Origin of the sequence: Microbulbifer hydrolyticus (assembly GCF_009931115.1) — a bacterium.
GTDB lineage: Bacteria > Pseudomonadota > Gammaproteobacteria > Pseudomonadales > Cellvibrionaceae > Microbulbifer > Microbulbifer hydrolyticus.
The window spans coordinates 80119-100518 of the sequence record NZ_CP047491.1 but is presented as its reverse complement, the minus strand read 5'-3'; the positions used below and the strand labels follow the sequence as shown (position 1 = coordinate 100518).

General features: G+C 59.4%; 20 protein-coding genes. 9 read left to right on the top strand and 11 right to left on the bottom strand.

Annotated features, from left to right (window positions below):
* Positions 1-37 precede the first annotated feature (37 nt).
* Positions 38-295, bottom strand: a complete 258-nt coding sequence (locus GTQ55_RS00435; RefSeq protein WP_161856932.1) for a GlsB/YeaQ/YmgE family stress response membrane protein — start codon at positions 293-295, stop codon at positions 38-40.
* A 235-nt stretch (positions 296-530) separates the two neighbouring features.
* On the opposite strand from GTQ55_RS00435, the gene GTQ55_RS00430 reads away from it, so the two are divergent.
* The 4 genes from GTQ55_RS00430 (at position 531) to GTQ55_RS00415 (ending at position 5486) form a co-directional block, all read left to right on the top strand.
* Positions 531-1454 (top strand): hydrogen peroxide-inducible genes activator, encoded by a 924-nt coding sequence (locus GTQ55_RS00430; RefSeq protein WP_161856931.1) that lies wholly within the window; start codon positions 531-533, stop codon positions 1452-1454.
* Complete coding sequence (recG, locus tag GTQ55_RS00425; protein WP_161856930.1) at positions 1451-3556, top strand: ATP-dependent DNA helicase RecG; 2106 nt, start codon at positions 1451-1453, stop codon at positions 3554-3556. The genes GTQ55_RS00430 and recG overlap by 4 nt, the downstream gene beginning before the upstream one ends.
* Positions 3557-3836: 280 nt before the next feature.
* Positions 3837-4511, top strand: coding sequence for a hypothetical protein (locus tag GTQ55_RS00420; RefSeq protein ID WP_161856929.1), 675 nt, complete (start codon positions 3837-3839; stop codon positions 4509-4511).
* Positions 4512-4805: 294 nt separating this feature from the next.
* Entirely contained in the window at positions 4806-5486 is a 681-nt protein-coding gene (locus tag GTQ55_RS00415) for a chorismate mutase (RefSeq protein ID WP_161856928.1), read from the top strand.
* A gap of 67 nt (positions 5487-5553) precedes the next feature.
* Here GTQ55_RS00415 and GTQ55_RS00410 read toward each other — a convergent pair whose 3' ends face one another.
* Positions 5554-6864: a dicarboxylate/amino acid:cation symporter gene (locus GTQ55_RS00410; RefSeq protein ID WP_161856927.1), complete on the bottom strand. Its 1311-nt coding sequence runs from the start codon at positions 6862-6864 to the stop codon at positions 5554-5556.
* 212 nt (positions 6865-7076) lie between these two features.
* Here GTQ55_RS00410 and GTQ55_RS00405 point away from each other — a divergent pair, with 212 nt between their 5' ends.
* From GTQ55_RS00405 to phoR, 4 genes are all read left to right on the top strand, one after another.
* Positions 7077-7664, top strand: coding sequence for a chorismate--pyruvate lyase family protein (locus GTQ55_RS00405; RefSeq protein ID WP_161856926.1), 588 nt, complete (start codon positions 7077-7079; stop codon positions 7662-7664).
* Positions 7665-7693: 29 nt separating this feature from the next.
* Positions 7694-8575, top strand: a complete 882-nt coding sequence (ubiA, locus tag GTQ55_RS00400; RefSeq protein ID WP_161856925.1) for a 4-hydroxybenzoate octaprenyltransferase — start codon at positions 7694-7696, stop codon at positions 8573-8575.
* Positions 8576-8707: 132 nt separating this feature from the next.
* A complete protein-coding gene (phoB, locus tag GTQ55_RS00395) occupies positions 8708-9412 on the top strand; it encodes a phosphate regulon transcriptional regulator PhoB (RefSeq protein WP_161856924.1) in 705 nt (234 codons plus the stop codon).
* Positions 9413-9547: 135 nt separating this feature from the next.
* Complete coding sequence (gene phoR / locus GTQ55_RS00390; protein WP_161856923.1) at positions 9548-10861, top strand: phosphate regulon sensor histidine kinase PhoR; 1314 nt, start codon at positions 9548-9550, stop codon at positions 10859-10861.
* Between the two features lie 67 nt (positions 10862-10928).
* Here phoR and GTQ55_RS00385 read toward each other — a convergent pair whose 3' ends face one another.
* The 4 genes from GTQ55_RS00385 to GTQ55_RS00370 all read right to left on the bottom strand — a co-directional run bounded on the left by GTQ55_RS00385 (position 10929) and on the right by GTQ55_RS00370 (position 13247).
* Positions 10929-11288: a hypothetical protein gene (locus GTQ55_RS00385; protein WP_161856922.1), complete on the bottom strand. Its 360-nt coding sequence runs from the start codon at positions 11286-11288 to the stop codon at positions 10929-10931.
* A gap of 21 nt (positions 11289-11309) precedes the next feature.
* The gene (locus tag GTQ55_RS00380) at positions 11310-11906 is read right to left on the bottom strand and encodes a DUF938 domain-containing protein (RefSeq protein WP_161856921.1); all 597 of its coding nucleotides are present in this window, start codon (positions 11904-11906) and stop codon (positions 11310-11312) included.
* 6 nt (positions 11907-11912) lie between these two features.
* Positions 11913-12692 (bottom strand): peroxide stress protein YaaA, encoded by a 780-nt coding sequence (yaaA, locus tag GTQ55_RS00375; protein WP_161856920.1) that lies wholly within the window; start codon positions 12690-12692, stop codon positions 11913-11915.
* Between the two features lie 63 nt (positions 12693-12755).
* Positions 12756-13247 carry a DUF4265 domain-containing protein gene (locus GTQ55_RS00370; protein WP_161856919.1) on the bottom strand — a complete coding sequence of 164 codons (492 nt, stop codon included), beginning with the start codon at positions 13245-13247 and terminating at the stop codon, positions 12756-12758.
* 104 nt (positions 13248-13351) lie between these two features.
* Between GTQ55_RS00370 and GTQ55_RS00365 the strand changes: the two genes are divergently transcribed.
* Positions 13352-14644, top strand: a complete 1293-nt coding sequence (locus tag GTQ55_RS00365; RefSeq protein ID WP_161856918.1) for a M48 family metalloprotease — start codon at positions 13352-13354, stop codon at positions 14642-14644.
* Between the two features lie 79 nt (positions 14645-14723).
* Here the strand turns inward: GTQ55_RS00365 and GTQ55_RS00360 are convergent, their stop codons facing one another.
* The 5 genes from GTQ55_RS00360 to pstC all read right to left on the bottom strand — a co-directional run bounded on the left by GTQ55_RS00360 (position 14724) and on the right by pstC (position 20304).
* Positions 14724-15524, bottom strand: coding sequence for a putative porin (locus GTQ55_RS00360; RefSeq protein ID WP_161856917.1), 801 nt, complete (start codon positions 15522-15524; stop codon positions 14724-14726).
* A gap of 449 nt (positions 15525-15973) precedes the next feature.
* Positions 15974-16669, bottom strand: coding sequence for a phosphate signaling complex protein PhoU (gene phoU / locus GTQ55_RS00355; RefSeq protein ID WP_161856916.1), 696 nt, complete (start codon positions 16667-16669; stop codon positions 15974-15976).
* Positions 16670-16694: 25 nt separating this feature from the next.
* Positions 16695-17597 (bottom strand): phosphate ABC transporter ATP-binding protein PstB, encoded by a 903-nt coding sequence (gene pstB / locus GTQ55_RS00350; protein ID WP_375791542.1) that lies wholly within the window; start codon positions 17595-17597, stop codon positions 16695-16697.
* A gap of 48 nt (positions 17598-17645) precedes the next feature.
* Positions 17646-18932, bottom strand: a complete 1287-nt coding sequence (pstA, locus tag GTQ55_RS00345; RefSeq protein ID WP_161856915.1) for a phosphate ABC transporter permease PstA — start codon at positions 18930-18932, stop codon at positions 17646-17648.
* On the bottom strand, positions 18925-20304 hold the full coding sequence (gene pstC / locus GTQ55_RS00340; protein ID WP_161856914.1) for a phosphate ABC transporter permease subunit PstC: 1380 nt from the start codon (positions 20302-20304) through the stop codon (positions 18925-18927). Before pstC ends, pstA begins: the two co-directional genes overlap by 8 nt.
* Between the last annotated feature and the right edge of the window lie 96 nt (positions 20305-20400).

Genomic DNA, 20400 nt, shown 5'->3' with positions numbered 1-20400 from the left:
TGCGCGCCCCGCACACAACTAATGAAGTAACAGGACGTCAACTACGAGACTTTACCATCCGGTAGATAAACAGCAGCACCACAGCACCTATGACCGCCGTGATGATGTCGCCAATGGCAAAGCCGGTTACCGGACCACCAATCCCGACGAGTGAACCGAGCCAACCGCCGATAAATGCGCCGACGATACCGATCACCATTGTCACGATCCAGCCACCGGGGTCGGGGCCGGGCATGATCCATTTGGCGAGCGCACCTGCGATCAGGCCCAATATAATCCAAGACAAGATTCCCATAGAGCGTTTCTCCGCTTTGTGTGATTTAACACTTGCCTTTACACATATAGCAAAAAAAGCGCCATGCTACCGACAACAATTGCATGTTAATAGCAAAAATTACTAACCATAAACAGAGCTAATAGCATTTTTTTCTAGATTGAGACATTCATACACCGTGATTTCAGTTTTACTGGCCGCCCGGGGGTATTTATGAATAAACTCTATCGCCAAGTTTTACCTGATTGCGTTTGTCATGACACTGAATGAATTGCGCTACATTGTCACCCTGGCTCAGGAGCAGCACTTCGGCCGCGCCGCCGAGCGCTGTTTTGTCAGCCAGCCGACCCTGTCCATCGCCGTCAAAAAGCTGGAAAAGGAGCTGGGTGTCGCATTATTCGAACGCTCCAAGACCCGCGTGCAGGCCACGCCGCTCGGTGAGCGCATTGTTGCCCAGGCGCAGCTGGTGCTGGAACAGTCCGCCGCAATCAAGGACATCGCCAGCGCCGGCAAGGACCAGCTGAGCAGCCCGCTGTCCGTAGGCGCCATCTTTACCATTGGCCCCTACCTGTTCCCGCACTTCATTCCCCAGCTGCAGCAGCGCGCGCCCCAGATGCCGCTGTATGTGGAAGAGGGCTATACCTCCACCCTGCGAGCGCGCCTGCGCAAGGGTGAGCTGGATGCGGTCATCCTCGCACTGCCATTTACCGAACCGGACGTGGTTACCCAACCGCTGTATGACGAACCCTTTGTGGTGCTGATGCCATCGGACCACCCGCTGGCCCAGTACGACGCACTCAAACCGGAACAGCTGTGTGAAGACAATGTTCTGCTGCTGGGGGAGGGCCACTGTTTCCGTGACCAGGTACTGGAAGCCTGCCCGCAGCTGCAGCAGTCCATCGAGAAAGAGGCCGGCAACGGCCATATCCGCACCGCTGCCGATGGCAGCTCGCTGGAAACCCTGCGCCACATGGTGGCGTCGCGCCTGGGCATCACGGTGCTGCCGCTGTCCGCAGCAGCCGCCTCCCAGTATGCCACCGGCGTGCTGGTAACCCGCCCGTTCGTTGCACCGGCGCCCCAGCGCACCGTGGCCCTTGCCTGGCGCGCCAGCTTCCCCCGTCACCGCGCCATCGACATGCTGCGCGACGCCATCAACCAGTGCCAATTACAGAGTCCGTGAACCGACCGCGCAACCCATCGCAAAAACCGCTGGCGGAAATCCCGGTCACTGCCCTCAAGGGCGTAGGCGCCAAGCTGGCGGAGACACTCGCCAAACTGCATATCAGCTCCCTGCAGGATCTGCTGTTCCACCTGCCCGCCCGCTACCAGGATCGCACCCGCGTGATCCCACTGGCGGGCCTGCGTCCCGGCATGGATGCGGTGATCGAGGGGGAAGTGCGCGCCGCCGACGTGGTATTCGGACGCCGACGCAGTCTCGCGGTCCGCCTGCAGGACGCCACCGGCAGTGTCACTCTGCGCTTCTTTCACTTCACCGCCGCCCAGAAGAGCCGCCTGGCACCCGGCACCCGGGTGCGCTGCTACGGTGAAGCCCGGCGCGGCAGCGCTGGCGTAGAACTTTATCATCCTGAAACCGAAATATTGGGGGAAGATGTTTCACCCACGGCGGATACCCTCACGCCCATTTACCCCCTGACCGAGGGTCTGGGGCAGGGCCGCCTGCGCGCGCTGATCGGCCAGGGGCTGGACTGGCTCGCCGATGGCCATGTCACCGAACTGCTTCCCGCCGAACTGCTGCCCAAGAAACTGCAGATGCCGCTGGCGGGCGCGCTCATGTATCTGCACCAGCCTCCTGCGGCTGCTGACCTGGCGCAGCTTGGCGAGGGGCAACACCCCGCACAGCAGCGACTCGCGCTCGAGGAACTGCTGGCACACCACCTCAGTCTGCTGGAGCTGCGCCGCACCGCCGCAAGAGTCGCAGCACCCGCACTGGCTCCGAATGCTGCCCTCGAGCAGGATTTCAATGCGCGCCTGCCGTTCACCCCCACCAACGCGCAACAACGGGTTGGCGAGGAGATCGCCGAAGACCTGGCCGGATCGCGTCCCATGATGCGACTGTTGCAGGGGGATGTGGGCGCAGGCAAAACCCTGGTTGCCGCGCGCGCGGCACTACAGGCAATCGGTGCCGGTTTCCAATGCGCGGTGATGGCGCCCACGGAAATCCTGGCAGAGCAGCACCGCATCAATTTCTGTGGCTGGCTCGAACCCCTCGGTATCACCGTCGCCTGGCTGACCGGCAGCATGAAAGCGGCGGAGCGCCGCGCCCAGCTGGAGGCCATCCACAGCGGCGAAGCCCAGCTCGTGGTGGGTACCCACGCATTGTTCCAGGAGGGAGTGGAGTTCCATCGGCTGGCACTGGTGATCATCGACGAACAGCACCGCTTTGGCGTGCGCCAACGACTGCAGTTGCGGGAGAAGGGCGCATCGAACGGCGAAGTACGTACCCAGCCACATCAGCTGATCATGACCGCCACCCCGATTCCCCGCACCCTGGCGATGTCCGCGTTTGCCGATCTGGACTGTTCAGTAATCGACGAGCTGCCACCAGGACGCCAGCCGATCAATACCGTGGCCATCTCCAACGAGCGCCGCTATGACGTGATGGCGCGGGTGCAGGGTGCGGTACGTGAGGGACGCCAGGCGTATTGGGTCTGCACCCTGATCGAGGAATCGGAAACCCTGCAGGCGCAGGCCGCAGAATCCACCGCCGAGGAACTGGCAGACACACTCGACGGGGTACGCGTGGCACTGGTTCACGGACGCATGAAGCCGGATGCCAAGGACCTCGTGATGAAGGCGTTCAAGGCCGGCGAGGTCGATCTGCTGGTGGCAACTACGGTCATCGAAGTGGGCGTGGATGTACCCAATGCCAGCCTGATGATCATCGAAAACCCCGAGCGGTTGGGCCTCGCCCAGTTACACCAGCTGCGCGGTCGCGTCGGGCGGGGCAGTATCGCCAGCCACTGTGTACTGATGTACAGCACGCCGCTTTCCGCAAACGGCCGCGCCCGATTGCAGGCCCTGCGCAGCCATGCCGACGGTTTCGCCATTGCCGAGGAGGACCTGCGCCTGCGTGGCCCCGGTGAAATCCTCGGCACCCGCCAGACCGGCGAGATACAGCATCGCATCGCCGACCTGCAGCGCGATGCCCACCTGCTGCCACAGGTACAGAAAATCGCGGCCGCACCACAGCTCGACCCCGATAGCCGCGCGGGCCTGATACGCCGCTGGCTACACAACAAACCCCGCTTCGCCGAGGCCTGATCCAGGCTCCTCCATTTCGGACAGATCACGTATTTTGCGAACCGCCGCGCGCTTTTTTGCGACTCCTGTTATTGCCACGACCAATTGGTCATTGCCGGTCATCAATAATTTTGCACTCCCGTTCCAGTGGTGGCAGCCTCAATAAAAAGGGCCGGGAACGCCCGCCTTAACGGGAATTCCAGAGCGGTAACTCCAATTACCTGGACACCGGACAATGAGTCCACCCCTGGCGTCACCAGAGCCTGTTCACACGAACAACGAACATCACCGGAAAACACTCTTGAACACATTCATCAAGCGCTCCTCGGCACTGATCGCGCTGCTGCTCACCACTCCGTGCTGGGCCCAGGGCCTGTTCGGCGGTAGCGATAGCCCCGCTCCCCACCTGACCCTTGCGCAAATGGAAATCGCCGCTGAAATTCCCACCCCACTACAGGGCAATGATTTTGACGCCCTGCTCGCGCAGGCCACATCAGACAAAGGACTCAGCGCCACCCGGGACAAGGCGATTCAGGCCTTCAGCGATCAGCTGCGCCGCAAGCTGGATAGGGCGCTGCGGGAGTTCTTCGCCGACGAAGAAGTCCCCCTGATCACCGACAACAGCTCATTGACGCTCTACAACAGCGTCGACATCTCTGTGGTCAAGCAGTTAAGCGGCCTCAAGAACAGTGGTGATTACGAAGTGGAACGAGGCAACCTGAGCGCGAGCGGCGACTACCATTTTCGCCTCAACGCACCGAGCGGGCGGGTACTTGCGGAAAAGCGACTGGATATCGCCGACCTGAGGTTAAAGGGCAAGTACCAGATCAAAACACCACTGGGCAGCGGCGAGGCCGAAGACAACACGCAAGCGGAGTTGGACAAGATGGTGGACAACCTGGTTAAACGGATCATCGATCGCATCGAAGACGACCTCGAAGCAGACAGCCTGCGCGAGCTTGTCGGCCGGGGCTAAAGCCCCGGCCGGGAAAGCCTGCTCGTTAGCACGCGTTCACCAACCGGATCTTTTCCGCACTGCCTCCCCACCCCCTCCAATCCCTGGCTCCCAGCCGGACCTACCCCAAACGCAAGCTTTCCGCCGAGACCCAGCGCACAAAAAAGACCGCTATCGACGCACAGGTCACGGAAAAATTTTGCCCTTCCCAGCAAATAATGGCAGCCTGTGCCAGTTAACGCATAAATATAGGGCGAGCCTATTCGCCCGTAATAAATAAAATCCCGGCATAAAAATAAAACACGGAATAGATGAATGAGAGCATCAAAATTGTGCCGACTGGCGATCGCCGGTCTGCTCGGTATCGGTATGTCCGCTCAGGCGGCGGCCCAGGGTGGTTTCTGGGGCGGTGAAGAACACACGCCCAGCCTTGTCGTAGCCCCCTCCAGCATCCAGCTAGATGTCCCCATGCCGGTTTCCAGTGGCAACCTGCAGCTTATGCTTGCCCAGGCAACTGCTGGCGGCGGCCTTGCTGAGCTCAAACAGCAGGCGGTACGCGGCTACACCCAGTACCTGCACAGCGAACTGGCTCGGGAACTGTACGAATACCTGAACGACGAAGACATACCGTTGGTTGATAAAGATGGGGTGCTGAATCTCCAGAACAGCTTCGACCTCAAGGTAATCAAACACCTCAACGCAATGAAGCCGAAGGACGATTACGATCTAGAGCAGGGCAAAGTGACCCTGACGGGTGAATTCCGCTACGCGCTGACCAATCGCAGCGGCACACCCCTGCGCGAGCAGCTTGTCAGTATCGACGACCTCAAGGTGCAGGAAAAATACCTGGTACGCACCTACCACGATGGCCGCGCTAGCGAGGACAATACCGAAGAGGCGATCAAGAAAGCGCTCAGCGAGCTGGTAGATGAGCTGGTGGAATCCATGGAAGACAACCTGGATCCCGACGAGTTGCGAGCCATGGCTGCAATGTAAAACCACATAGAAAATAAAAAGGGCGAGCCGGCTACCGGCTCGCCCTTTTTTCTGGGCCAACTTCAGATCAGGAAGCTGCCTGTCGACCCTCACTACCGTTCGCGACACTGCTGTAGTTGGCATCATTGAAGGTCTCCACATTCAGCGCACCCTCACTCTTCGCCACGATCGCACTCACCACCGAGTCCCCGGTAATGTTCACCGCCGTGCGCACCATATCCAGCAGGCGATCCACACCCATCACAATCGCAATTCCTTCAAGCGGCAGGCCCACTTGCTGAAGCACCATGGCCAGCATGATCAGGCCGACACCGGGCACGCCCGCGGTGCCCACAGAAGCCAGGGTCGCAGTCAGGATCACGGTCAGATAACCCATCAGGCCGATCTCGATACCGTACAGCTGGGAGATGAATACCGTCGCCACCCCCTGCATGATCGCGGTGCCATCCATATTGATGGTCGCCCCCAGCGGAATGGTGAACGACGCCACCTTGTTATCCACGCCCAGGCGCTTCTCTACTGTGGACAACGTCACCGGAATTGTCGCCGCCGAGGAGGCGGTACTGAAGGCAAACACCATCGCCGGGCGCATCTTCTTAAACAGCTGCACCGGGTTCAGGCCGGACAGCAGCTTCAGCAGGATGGAATAGACCCCGAAGGCATGCAGTAGCAGTGCCGCCAACACCACCATGAAGTACTTCATCAGTTGCAGGATTGCATCGAAGCCGAGCGATGCAATCTTGGTGGCCAGCAGCGCAAATACACCGTAGGGCGCAAATGCCATCAGCACACCGACCATGCGCATAATCACATCGTTCAGGTCATTGAAGAAACCGGCAATTCGCTGGCCGGGCTTGCCGCTGCGGGAAATTGCATAGCCCATCAACAGTGCAAACACGATGATCTGCAGCATGTTGCCTTTTGCCATCGCATCCACCGGGTTGGTGGGAAAGATATTGATCAGCACCTCGGACAGTGGTGGCGAGGGCTGCGGCTCAAAAGCAGCATCCCCGGCGATGCCCTCCATACCCGCCCCGGGCTGAATCACGATGGCCAGCAGCAGCGCCAGCGAAATGGCCGCAGCTGTGGTTACCAGATACAACAGCACCGTCTTGCCCGCCAGTACCCCCACACGGCTACCTTCCGAAAGGGCGCAGGAACCACAGATCAGCGAAACCAGCACTAGCGGCACAACCATCAGCTTCAACGAGGCGATGAATATCCGGCCGATAATGTCGAACAGACCATTGGTCAGGTAATTATTGATAAAACCGGTCACCCCGGCCCCCAGCACCTGGCTGGTATTGAGAACATTGCAGATCAGGCCGACTGCGATCCCCGCGATCATGGCCAGTACAATTTTTTTGGTGAGCCCCATGGTCCATCCTGTCATTGCTCCAGCAAATACTGGAATTATTCAATTAGGCCACTATACGTGACGCGAAGGTGCGGCAACCGGCACCGCCCCCAATTTATTCGAAGGAGTCGCGCAACTATATCGGTCGCATCCGGTCTGGGCAAAGTTCCCCCCGTTTCCCCGCAGCGCCGGTCGGGTACAATGCGGTTATTTGAACCTGCGCGGAGTCTGCGTTGTACCACGCCCCCTACGAGTCACCTTTCCTGGCCATCGGTGACTGGCATCCACAACCCCTGGAAAGCCTCCACGGACATACGCCCCCGGAGCAGCTGCTGCCGTGGCTGCTGCATCCCGGCTCCCTCACCGCCGCACTCAAACATCTGAGCCACGGCGAGTTTAGCGTGCAGATACTCAGTCAGGGCTGGCAGCAACCCAACCTCGAAGAGCGCCGCGCCCTCAACCTGAAAGAGAGAACCCGTGCGCTGGTGCGCGAAGTGCTCCTCTACGGCAGCGACGAACAGCCGTGGGTGTATGCCCGCAGTGTACTCCCGGAACGCACCCTCGGCGGCAAATCCCGCTACCTGCGCAACCTCGATAACCGCCCACTCGGCGAACTCCTGTTTAGCCAGCCTGACATCCGCCGCGGCCCCATCGTCCTCAATCGCCTTGCGCGCAACCCGCGCTGCCAACAGGCGGAACTGGATACGATGGAGCCCCAGGCCTGGGGACGCCGCTCCACGTTCTGGCTGCACGACAAACCACTACTGGTTGCGGAGACCTTCCTAAGCAGCTTCAATCCCCACAAAGCACCCCTGGCCTGAACACAACGGCCAATAACAAGAGAGAAACCATGATCAGCCAACAGATCCAGCAGCGCTGGCCCGCCGCCCTCCCATACTGGCAGCTCGTCAGGCTGGACCGGCCCATCGGCTCTCTGCTGCTGTTGTGGCCCACCTGGTGGGCGCTGTGGATTGCCGCCAAGGGCTGGCCCGGCTTGCACCTGTTCGTTGTCTTCACCCTCGGTGTGATCCTGACTCGCGCTGCCGGCTGTGCGGTCAACGACTTTGCCGACCGCAACATAGACGGCCATGTAAAGCGCACCAACCAGCGCCCGCTCGCCACCGGAGCAGCCACCCCGAAAGGCGCGATGATGCTGTTCGGCGGCCTCATGTTGCTCGCCTTCCTGCTGGTACTCACCACCAACAAGCTCACCGTCCTGCTGTCACTGCCGGCGCTGGCGCTGGCTTTCTGTTATCCCTTCGCCAAGCGCTACACGCACCTGCCGCAAGTGGTTCTCGGTTCGGCGTTCAGCATGGGAATCCCGATGGCGTTTGCCGCGACCACCGGCGAGGTGCCGGCGGTGGCGTGGCTGTTGTTCACTGCCAACCTGTTGTGGACGGTGGCCTACGACACTTTTTACGCCATGGTAGACCGCGACGATGACCTCAAGATCGGGGTCAAATCCACCGCGATCCTGTTTGGTGACATGGACCGGGTAATGACCGCCAGCCTGCAAGTGATGGTGATTCTGGCACTGTTGATGCTGGGCAGCCGCGAGTCGCTGGGTGCCCTGTATTACTGTGGCCTGGCGGTCGCCGCGGGGCTGTTTGGCTATCAGCAGTGGCTGGTGCGGGAGCGGCAACGGGATGACTGCTTCAAGGCATTTCTGAACAACAACTGGGTTGGGGCAACCATTTTCATGGGAATTTTTTTCCACTTTCTGGCGAACTGATTCGAGCCTGTTCCCCGATGGGTCGTGATCGGCGCCCTCCTGTCATATATTTGTCATTAAAGTGACGTTAAATGGCCACTCTAGGAAGTGTCAGTTGAATGGCGCACTCATCAGTTAGGGTATGGCAGAACGATGCACAGCAAGACGATTCTCATAGTCGACGACGAAGCCCCGGTACGGGATATGTTGCGTGTAGCCCTCGAGATGGCAGATTACCGCTGCCTGGAGGCGGAGAATGCCCAGGCGGCCCACGCCCTGATCATCGATGAGAAGCCGGACCTGATTCTGCTGGACTGGATGCTGCCAGACGTCTCCGGTGTCGAGCTTGCGCGCCGCCTGAAGCGGGATGAGCTGACCGCTTCACTGCCAATCATCATGCTGACGGCGAAGGGTGAGGAGGATCACAAGATCAAGGGGCTGGAGACGGGTGCAGACGATTACATCACCAAGCCATTTTCCCCCCGGGAGCTGGTCGCGCGCCTGAAGGCAGTATTGCGTCGTGCGGGCCCGAGTACGCCGGAAGAGCCGCTGACCGCGGGCGGTCTGGTTCTGGATCCGGTCAGCCACCGGGTGACGATCAACGGCAACCCTGTGGAAATGGGCCCCACCGAGTTTCGCCTGCTGACCTTTTTCCTGTCCCACCAGGAGCGCGCTTATACACGCACGCAGTTGCTGGACCATGTGTGGGGCGGCAACGTGTACGTTGAGGAGCGCACCGTAGACGTGCACATCCGCCGGCTGCGCAAGGCGCTGACCATTGACGGTCACGAACGCTATATCCAGACAGTGCGCGGCACCGGTTACCGCTTTTCTGTACAGACCGTGGAAAGGGTGTAATCCTAATCCCTGAAAGAATCTGGGGCTCCGTTAGAGCCCGGAGGCACCCGGCACTCCGCCTTCGCTAAGGTTTTCGCGTATTACCTGCTCTGTTTTGCGCGCAACTCCCAACTCTAAACAGATGGCCCAACCATCATGCTCGATCGCAGTATTGGCGAATTCTCGCGCTTTATCGTCATCGCCCTCGGCACCACCATTTTCGGTTTCTCGACCGGCCACTGGTGGCTGGCGCTTTGTGCCGGCCTCAGCGTCTATCTCTTCTGGTTGCTCTGGCAACAACGCCAGTTCGACCGCTGGCTTGCCAACGGCCGTCGCGGTCCCGCACCGACCAGCTTCGGGGTATGGGGGGATATTTCCGACGATTTCTATCGCCTGCAGCGCCGCCACCGCAAGGAAAAGCAGAAGCTGCACTCCATGCTGCGCCGGGTACAGGACAGTACCAGTGCGCTGCGCGAGGGAATTGTGGCGCTGGAAGACGAAGGCACCCTGGCGTGGTGGAATCCGGCGGCAGGGCAGATGCTGCGGTTACAGACGGACGATGCGGGCCAGCCACTGATCAATTTCGTGCGCGACCCGCGCTTTGTCGAGCACATGTACCAACGCATGCAGGGACAACTCGACCGTTACCAAGAGCCGATTACGCTGCCGGCGCCGGGTGACGATTCACGCATACTGCAAATGGAAGTGACCCGCTTCGGCCAGGACGAGGCGCTGGTGATCGTACGGGATGTGACACGACTGCATAATCTGGAGCAGATGCGCCGGGATTTTGTGGCGAACGTTTCCCACGAATTGCGCACCCCGCTGACGGTGATTGCAGGGTACCTGGAAACTCTGCAGGCCAGTGGCCAGGCGCCAAAAAACTGGGACCGGCCGCTGGGACAGATGAGCGAGCAGACGGCGCGCATGACCAGCCTGGTAAACGATCTGCTGTTGCTGGCGCGGCTGGAAACATCAGAGCGCGATAGCGGGCGCGACCGGGTTTCGGTGCGGGAGCTGATGGAGCGTGTGGCCGGGGAAGCGCGTTCACTGAGCGCCGACCGCCATGAAATTTCAGTGCACTGCGAAGAGGACTGCATCCTTACCGGCGACGCGGGCGAGTTGCACAGCGCGTTTGCCAATCTGGCGTTCAACGCAGTGAAGTACAGCCCCGATGGCGGGCCCATCGAATTGCGCTGGAAAGCCGATGCTGCCGGCGGTCACTATTCGGTGAAGGACGCGGGAATCGGTATTGACCCGATGCATATCCCGCGGCTGACGGAGCGCTTTTACCGGGTGGATGCAGGCCGATCGCGGGAAAGTGGTGGCACAGGCCTGGGGCTTGCGATCGTCAAGCATGTGCTGCTTCGCCACAATGCCAACATGAGCGTGGCCAGCGTGCCCGGCCGCGGCAGTACTTTTACTCTCAATTTCCCCCCCCAGAAGCTAACCCTCGCCAGTTCCGCCTGATCCTGTTGCCTGACCGGATAACAAAAAGCCCCACGGGTGGGGCTTGGGGGGCGGGGGCAGGGCGCGGCTACTCTAGTTCCTGCAGGCGACGCTCTTCACCACCCGCGCGATAACTCACCTCTTCACCATCCGGCACCGGCTGCGCGTTTTTCTGCACGGTGATGTGCACCAGCTTGCGGGCACTGTTGCGGATCAGCAGGTGCTCCCGGCCCTCGTCGTCCACCGGCAGATTGCGCTCGCCAATAAGCCCATCGCGCAGGGCGCGTAGCTGGGGCACATCGCGATAGCGGTCCAGCTCTTTCGACAGCTTGTGTTTCATGCGCTCGGACTCGTGCAGCGCCGCCGCTGTCTCGCGGTACTTGGCGAAAAAAAGCACCGCCGCAACCGCAGCGGCAATTGAAACGGTAACTTCAAACCATGGGGGCATAAGACACTCCTGTTTTCTGGTTTAGCGTTGCCACACCAGCAACTGGTTGTTGGCAGGCAGGTAGTTGTTCTCGGTTCTGCGCAGGCCTTGCGCTTCCGCCAGCTGGTCCAGCCACTCCAGGTCACGGATACCGCGCAAGGCGTCCTTCTCCCTGAGCCGATCATCAAAGCCGGCGTTGCCCGGACCTATGTACTCACCGCCGATCTTGAACGGGCCGTAGACAATAAATTGCCCGTTTTCCGCAAGTACCCGCGGCAACCGCTGGAACAGCATCTCTACCGCCGCAGCGGGCATGATATGCAGGGTGTTGGCGGTAAATACGGTATCGACCGAAATGGCTGGCCAGGGGCCGGTGACATCCAGTTCAAACGGTGGCGGCAGGTTGTCCGCTGGACACTGCTTGAGCCACGCCTGTACCTCGTGCAGATTCTCCCGGCGCTCTGACGTCTGCCATTGCAGGTGCGGCAGGCGGGGGGCGAAATACACCGCATGCTGGCCGGTACCGCTGCCGATTTCCAGCACCCGGCGGCGACCGGCCAGCAGGCGCTGCAGGTGGCCGAGGATGGCCCCGCGGTTGCGCCCGGTGGACGGTGCGTCGGGCAAGGGTTGTTCACTCATCACAGGTCAGGCCGGTTGCTCGTCACGCAGGAAAACCCAGTCATTCCCCGTTGAGTGTTCGGCGCTGTAATAGTACCCGGCCACATCGAAGTCTTTCAGCTGCTCGGCCTTTTTCACCCGGTTGTCGATGGCCCATCGGCTCATCATGCCGCGCGCCTTCTTGGCAAAGAAGCTGATCATCTTGTACTGGCCGTTTTTCCAGTCCTTGAAATGCGGGGTAATGATCTCCGCCTCAAGGTTTTTCGGCTGCACGGACTTGAAATACTCGTTGGATGCGAGGTTCACCAGCTCCCGGCTCTTGAGTGCCTTGAGCTGCTGGTTGAGGGCATCGGTGATCTTGCCATCCCAGAATTCATACAGGTTCTTGCCGCCTGCATTGGCGAATTTGGTGCCCATCTCCAGCCGATAGGGTTGCATCAGATCCAGCGGGCGTAACAGACCGTATAGACCTGAAAGCATGCGCAGGTGCTTTTGCGCAAATGCGAAATCCCGCTTGCCAAGGGTTTCTGCCTCAAGCCCGGTGTATACGTCGCCCTTGAACGCCAACAGCGCGGGGCGGGCGTTTTTTTCGGTGAAGGGACGCTTCCAGCTTTGGAAGCGGTCGTAGTTGAGCACACCCAGCTTGTCGGAGATTTTCATCAGGCTGGAGATGTCCTGCGGGCTCAACGCCTTGAGTTCCTTGATCAGGGCCGCCGACTCCTTGAGGAAGTCCGGTTGGGTCGAATCCAGCTCGGGAATCTCGCTCTCGTAGTCGAGGGTTTTGGCGGGGGAGATAACGATCAGCATACAGCTCACTCTAATAAATTTTTCTAGCCTTTCGGGGCTAAAGAAAGCGCACGCGCAGCAGCTTTATTCCGGTTTGAGGATGTCCTGCCACCAGTTGAGGGGGGTCTGGCCATCCACCGGATCGTAGACATTACCGTAGTACCAGACACTGTTGGCACCGTCACAGACGCTGTTGAGGATCTGTTCAATCTCGGCAAAGCCACAGCTCACGTGAATGCTGTATACCAGCAGGCGCGGGCTCTCCATGTCCAGCTCGCCGCCGAGCTTTTCCAGCTGCGGGGTAAGCTGATCGGAAAGCTTGGTGCTGTCGCCGCGGCAGAACACACGCACCGCCAGGTTGCCGGAGCGCTTGATCAACTCGAAACTGGGCTTTTCAGGGTCCTGACGGTCCACCTTGATGGTATCGCCGCTGGCAATCCCTTTGATAAACGCTGGCGAACGCACCAGCTGCACACTGTCATCCTCGTTGACCCGTACTTGCATCCGCTCCACCACCGGCTCGCCGTCCGGATTGGTGCCGGCGAACAGTTCGATAATCTGCAGTGCGGTCGTCATAACCTCGGTCTCCGGACTGTGTAAAATAGCGGCTATCCGTTACTGCGCAGGCATTTGCCGCCCGCGCGGTAGCTTCGAATCGAACATTATACAGGGAGTGATCTATGATTCCGCGTTCAATCTCAAACCGCCTGCTCGCCGCAGCCATCGCCGCGGCCATGACCACCGGTATCGCCGGCTGCGCAGTCAACCCGGTCACCGGCAAGAAGGAACTGTCCCTGATGTCCCAGGGGCAGGAGGTGGCGTTGGGAGAACAACAGTACCCGCAGGCGCAGCAGACCCAGGGCGGCGAGTACCTGGTGGACCCATCGCTGCAGACCTATGTGAGCCGCGTGGGGCAAAAGCTGGCAAGGGTCTCCGACCAGCCGCAACTGCCGTATGAATTTGTGGTGCTGAACAACTCCACGCCCAACGCGTGGGCACTGCCTGGCGGCAAGATCGCGGTTAACCGTGGCCTGCTGGTGCTACTGGAAGACGAAGCGGAGCTCGCCGCGGTACTCGGCCACGAAATCGTGCATGCGGCCGCGCGTCACTCTGCCGCCGCCATGTCTCAGCAACAGATCCTTGGCGCGGGCATCGCCATCCTCGGCGCTACCACCAAGGACACCGGCTACGGCGACCTGATTTCGCTTGGCAGCCAGTTTGGTGGCTCCGCCTATATCGCCAAATATGGTCGTGACAACGAGCTGGAATCCGACCAGTACGGCATGAAATACATGGCGGCCGCCGGCTACGACCCTTACGGTGCGGTACGTTTGCAGGAAAAATTCGTCAAGTTGTCCAAGGGCAAGCAGGCTGCGGGCCTGGAGGCACTGTTTGCCAGCCACCCGCCTTCGCAGGCCCGGGTGGACGCGAATATCGAGCACGCCAAGCAGTTACCCAAGGGCAGCGTCAACCGCAGCCAGTACCTGCAGGCCATCGCCCAATTGAAACGCGACGCGGATGCGTACAAGAGCTATGACGACGCTATGGCCGCGGTGAAAGACAAACAGTACGATCGCGCACTCACGCTGACCCGCAGGGCGCAGCAGCAGCAGCCCAAGGAAGCGGCGTTCTATGCGCTGGAGGGAGACCTGCTGGCGCAGAAGAAACAGTACCAGTCGGCACTTAGGTCCTACGAGACTGCGGTGCAGAAAAACCCCACGCTGTTTTCCAACTGGCTGATGCGCGGCATGCTGAATGCCCAGCTGAAAAACTACACCGCCGCCGAACGCGATCTGCAGCGTTCCACCAGCTATCTCGATACACCGCACGCCCATTACTACCTGGGTCAGGTGTACGAGCAACAGGGCAATACCAGAAATGCCCTGAGCCAGTATCAGATCGCAGCGAAATCTTCTGGCGATATCGCCACCAAGGCGCAGGCGCGGGTGCAGGCGCTGAGCAACAAGGGCTGATTTTCACCCTTGCCAAAAAACAAAAAAGCGGGCGAATTTCTTCGCCCGCTTTTTTTGTGTGTAATTTCGGTGAAAGAAATTACAGCTGTACGGTTACACCGATGCTGAATACATCCAGTTCGTCAAAGTCGCGGTTGGAGGCATAGGCAACCTTGCCGGCGACATTGCGATTGAAGAAGTGGGTAGCATCCAGGAAGTAGGTTTCGTCTTCGGAGTAGCCACCGCCGATGGAAGTGTTTTCGTTGAAGTAGAACTCAACTTCACCTTCCCAGTACAGGTCGGAATTGTCGGTATCAACAAGGCCCAGCTGGGCGGACAGGTACTGGCCACCAGACAGCGCAGTGAAGTACTTGGTGGATACACTGCGGTAGTCAAAATCATCATCCACTTCAGCGGTGAAGCCGATGTAGTCGGTACCGCTCAGCTGATGGTTGTATTTACCGCGAACGAACAGCTCAGTATCGGTATCTTCGACCTTGACTGCTTCCACTTCAGCGAGGAAGTTCGGCGTAAACAGGAAGCCGGCACCGGCGCTGTATACGCTGGTGGAGTCCACATCGTTCAGCTCGCCAAACAGTTTCCACTGTCCTGTGTAGTATTCACCACCGATGGTCAGCGCATCTTCATCGTTGCCATTCACATCGATGTAATCGAAACCACCGTAGATATTGGAAACCGGCAGGATGTAGTTGAATTCCTTGCGCGGGCCCAGAGTCTCCAGAGCGCCAAAATAGTACTGAGAATTAAAGCTCAGCGTATCAACGTCGACACTGCCGTAATCGGCAGCAGTGTAATCAACGTCGGTAAAAGAATTGTACTGCTCTGCGGAAACAACGGCAGAGGCCAGCATAAGAGGAAGTGCGGCAAACTTGAACTTCATGGAAGTGTTCCCTGTTTAATTTACATCTGTACGCGTGGTACCCGTCCGACTTGCCCCATGCTTCCCTACCGGGTGCGGGACAAATTCGGCGCGGATTCTAAGCGCAGGAAAAGTTATGTGCAACGAAAACAATTAATTGTGACGGCCGTCCCAATTACGGTTTGATTTCGGTAGTTTGACTACAATTGCGCGCACATTGTGTCTCAGCAGAACTGAACAATAACTGAATGTGCTACACGCTCCTGTTTGCGCCGAGTGTGGTGGGTTTCGGCCAGGCAGTGGCGTATGGAACAGGCGCGGTGAATAACTGACTGGCTATATCACTACCGGCCTTTTTCTTCGTAATGCATTCTCCATTGAATGTGGTACCAATAAAAAGGCCGCACTTGCGGCCTTGTGTAAAAAACTTACTTCGGGATCTTCATAAAAATCCGAAGGCGCTCTTCCTGTTAACGCATATTCTGTTCATTGCCGTGACGGATATCCGCACCCTTCACCAGATACACGACCTGTTCGCAGATATTCTTCGCGTGGTCGCCGATACGCTCGAGTGAGCGCAGGGTCCAGAGTACGTTCATTACCCGCGAAATACTGCGCGGGTCTTCCATCATGTAGGTGATCATCTCGCGCACCGCGCTGCGGTAGTCCATATCCACCTGCTCATCTTCGGCGAGGGTCTCCATGGCGGATTTGACATCGAAGCGGGTGTAGGCGTCGAGGGAATCATTGAGCATCTTGCGCACCGCGTTGGCAATGTGGCGGATCTCGGTATAGCCGCGCGGCGCCGTGCCTTCGTCGGTCAGCGCGATTGCCATTTTGGCAATCTTGCTCGCCTCGTCACCAACACGCTCCAGGTCACGGGCGATACGGATAACCGACATGACCATGCGCAGGTCGGACGCGGCGGGCTGGCGCTTGGCGATGATAAGGGTCGCGTGCTCATCCACCTCCATTTCAAAGCGGTCGATATCCTCTTCCACTTTGAGGACTTTTTCCGCAAGCTCGCTGTCGGCACTGGCGAGCGCCTCAACAGCGTCCGCTACCTGGCGGGTGACAAGACCACCCATTTCCAGCATTTCCGTCTTGAGTGACTCAAGATCTTCGTTGAACTGGCGGGAGATGTGTTGATCGAAATGCATTTCCATAATCTTTTGTGGGCTCCCCCCAACCTTAGCCGAAACGGCCGGTGATGTAGGCTTCTGTCAGCTCGTGTTCCGGGTTGGTGAACACGGTCTCGGTATCGTTGACCTCCACCAGCTTGCCCAGGTGAAAGTAGGCGGTGCGCTGGCTGACCCGCGCCGCCTGCTGCATGGAGTGGGTGACGATGGCGATGGTGTAATTTTCCCGCAGCTCGTCGATCAGTTCCTCAATGCGTGCGGTGGCGATTGGATCGAGCGCAGAGCAGGGCTCGTCCATCAGGATCACTTCCGGGCTGACCGCGATCGCGCGGGCAATACACAGCCGCTGCTGCTGGCCACCGGAAAGGCCTGTGCCCGGCTTGTCCAGGCGATCCTTCACTTCATTCCACAGGCCGGCGCGGCGCAGGCTGTTCTCGACAATCTCGTCCAGTTCCGCGCGGCGGCTGGCAATGCCATGAATCTTGGGGCCATAGGCGACGTTGTCGTAGATGGATTTGGGGAAGGGGTTCGGTTTCTGGAACACCATGCCCACGCGCGCTCGCAGTGGTACCACGTCGACCTTGGGGCCGTAGATGGCTTCTCCGTCGAGGCTCAGTTCACCTTCCACACGACAACCTTCGATGGTGTCGTTCATCCGATTGAGGCAGCGCAGGAAGGTGGATTTACCGCAACCGGACGGGCCGATCATGGCCACCACCTGGTTGCGGCCAATATCCAGGCTGACATCGTGAATCGCCTGGGTTTCGCTGTAAAACACGTTCACGTTGCGCATACGCAACTTGGCATCTTCACAAAATGGCGATCCTACGGTACCGCTCACTTCGATATTGGGTTTGCCGGTTCTGGCTTTCACTGACGTCGTCTCCGCTACCTTTTTGGTGGCATCGTTGGTGGCCGGTGCAGCTTCGCCGGCATTCAGGGTCATGGTGTTCATGGCTCTATCTCGGTTCGCAATCTTAGCATTCGTCGACAACACAGAGCGTTACCAGCGGCGCTCGAGTTTCTTGCGCAGCCATACTGCGCAGGTATTCATGGTGATCAGCACAGCCAGCAGCACCATGATCGCGGCGGAGGTGCGCTCGACAAACGCGCGCTCGGGACTGTCCGCCCACAGGAATATCTGCACCGGGAGTACCGTTGACGGATCGGTGATGCCGTGGGGTACATCGACGATAAACGCCACCATACCGATCATCAGCAACGGTGCAGTTTCGCCGAGGGCCTGCGCCATGCCGATGATGGCGCCGGTGAGCATGCCGGGCATCGCCAGCGGCAACACATGGTGCAGCACCACCTGCATGCGCGAGGCACCCATGCCCATCGCCGCTTCACGGATCGATGGCGGTACCGACTTCAGCGACGCACGACTGGAAATGATGATGGTCGGCAACGTCATCAGGGTCAGCACCAGGCCACCCACAAGCGGTGCCGAGCGCGGCATTTCGAAAAAGTTGATGAAAATTGCCAGCCCCAGCAGGCCGAACACGATGGACGGCACCGCGGCCAGGTTGTTGATGTTTACCTCGATCACGTCGGTCCAGCGGTTTTTCGGTGCAAACTCTTCCAGGTAAATGGCTGCCGCCACCCCGATGGGGAAAGACAACACCAGCGTGACCAGCAGAGTGAACAGGGAGCCCACCAACGCCGCGCGGATGCCCGCCTGCTCCGGCTCGCGGGAATCGCCGTTGGTAAAGAAGGTGGTGTTGAAGCGCTTTTTCAGTTCACCGGATGTGCGTAATTCCTGGATCCACAGGGCCTTCTGCTCGGAGGTGCGCCCGAGGAATCCCTCTTCTGTCCTGGACAGGCTTTTTACATAAGTGTCGACATCGTCATCGGCGTTGAACCACAGGGTTTCGGTCTGCCCCAGCAGTTCCGGGTGGTTTTGCAGGCGCTCGCGCAATTCAAACCCGGCGCCGTTCGATACCAGGGAGTACAATTCACGCTTGTCTTGACGACCACTCACATCGGGAAAGCGCTCGCGCAGCGCTGCGCGGATCACACCGTCAAAGTTGGCCCAGGCCAGGCTCTCGTCATCTACCTTGTCAATTCCCAGTTCCGCCGGGTCGTAAGTTACCTGTAGCTGGATATCCGCCTGCACAAAGGCGCTGGCGCCCTTGCTGATGATGTCGGTAAACAGCACCAGCACCGCCAGCACGCCAAACGCAATGCTCGCGATACCGAGGCCGCGGAACAGCTTTTCCTTGCGGTGGCGGCTGGCAAGGCGCGCGGCAATGCGCTCGCGCACCTGGGTTTGAGTCAGATCAGTCATACTGTTCCCGGTATTTTTTCACGACGTGCAGGGCGATAAAGTTCAGAATCAGCGTGCTGATAAACAGCATCAGACCGAGGGCGAAAGCAGCGAGGGTTTTCGGGCTATCAAATTCCTGGTCGCCAACCAGCAGGGTCACGATCTGTACGGTCACCGTGGTGACCGACTCCAGCGGGTTGGCGGTAAGGTTTGCGGCGAGGCCCGCGGCCATCACCACAATCATGGTTTCGCCAATCGCGCGCGATACCGCCAGCAGCACACCACCGACAATGCCGGGCAGGGCAGCGGGAATCACTACCTTGCGCACGGTTTCCGATTTGGTGGAGCCGAGGCCGAGGGCGCCGTCGCGCAGGGACTGGGGCACCGCGTTGATCACGTCGTCGGACAGGGACGATACAAACGGGATGATCATCACCCCCATGACCAGACCGGCGGCCAGCGCACTTTCGCTGGAAGCTTCGAGGCCAATGGACTCGGCCAGTTCACGGATAAAAGGAGCGACAGTGAGCGCGGCAAAGAAGCCGTAAACCACGGTAGGCACACCGGCGAGAATCTCGATCAGCGGCTTGGCAAAAGCGCGCACCCGGTTGCCGGCGTATTCCGCCAGATAGATTGCCGACATCAACCCGACCGGAACCGCCACCAACATGGCGATGGCCGACACCATCAGGGTGCCGGTAAACAGGGGAACGGCACCAAACGCGCCGCTGGAGCCCACCTGGTCGTCACGCATTGCCATCTGCGGACTCCAGTGCAGGCCAAACAGAAATTCGCTAACCGGCACCGCCTGGAAGAAGCGCAGCGACTCGAGCAGTACCGACATCAGGATGCCGATGGTGGTGAAGATGGCCGCGCAGGCACACACCAGCAGTATCGCCCGCAGTACCTTTTCCACTTTTTCCCGCGCGCGCATTTCCGGGGATATCTGCAGCAGCGCAAAAGAGCCGAGACCCAGCGACAGGATCAGGATCAGCGCCGTCTGCAGCCACTGGCCACTCTGGCGCAGGCTGCTCAGGTGTTCGGCGGCGGCGGTCAACTGCGGCGTGGCCTCGCCGACCAGATTGCCCGCGGCCATGTTCTGGATCTGCGAGTACAGCAGGTTCTGCCCGGACACGGACTCCGGCTTGTCGGCAAGCCCACCCAGAACCAGGGTGCGGATGATGGAATCGTCGAAAGCCAGCCAGCACCCCAGGATGATCAGGGCGGGCAAGCCACACCACAGTGCAGTATGCACACCGTAATAACTGGGCAGTGACGCCAAGCTTCGGATTCCACCGCGGCTGCGGGCGGTACCGATGGCGCGACTGAAGCCGGTGCCATAAGCCACCAGTATCAGCAGCAACAGCAGGGCGAAGAGCGTGGGAGTCTGCATCAAATTGCTCGGTTATCTGTTTGGGTAGAAGCGTCCACTATTATCAGGACTTGCGACCGCAATTGCATGGCGCTCTGAAAATTACGCCAGTCTTTA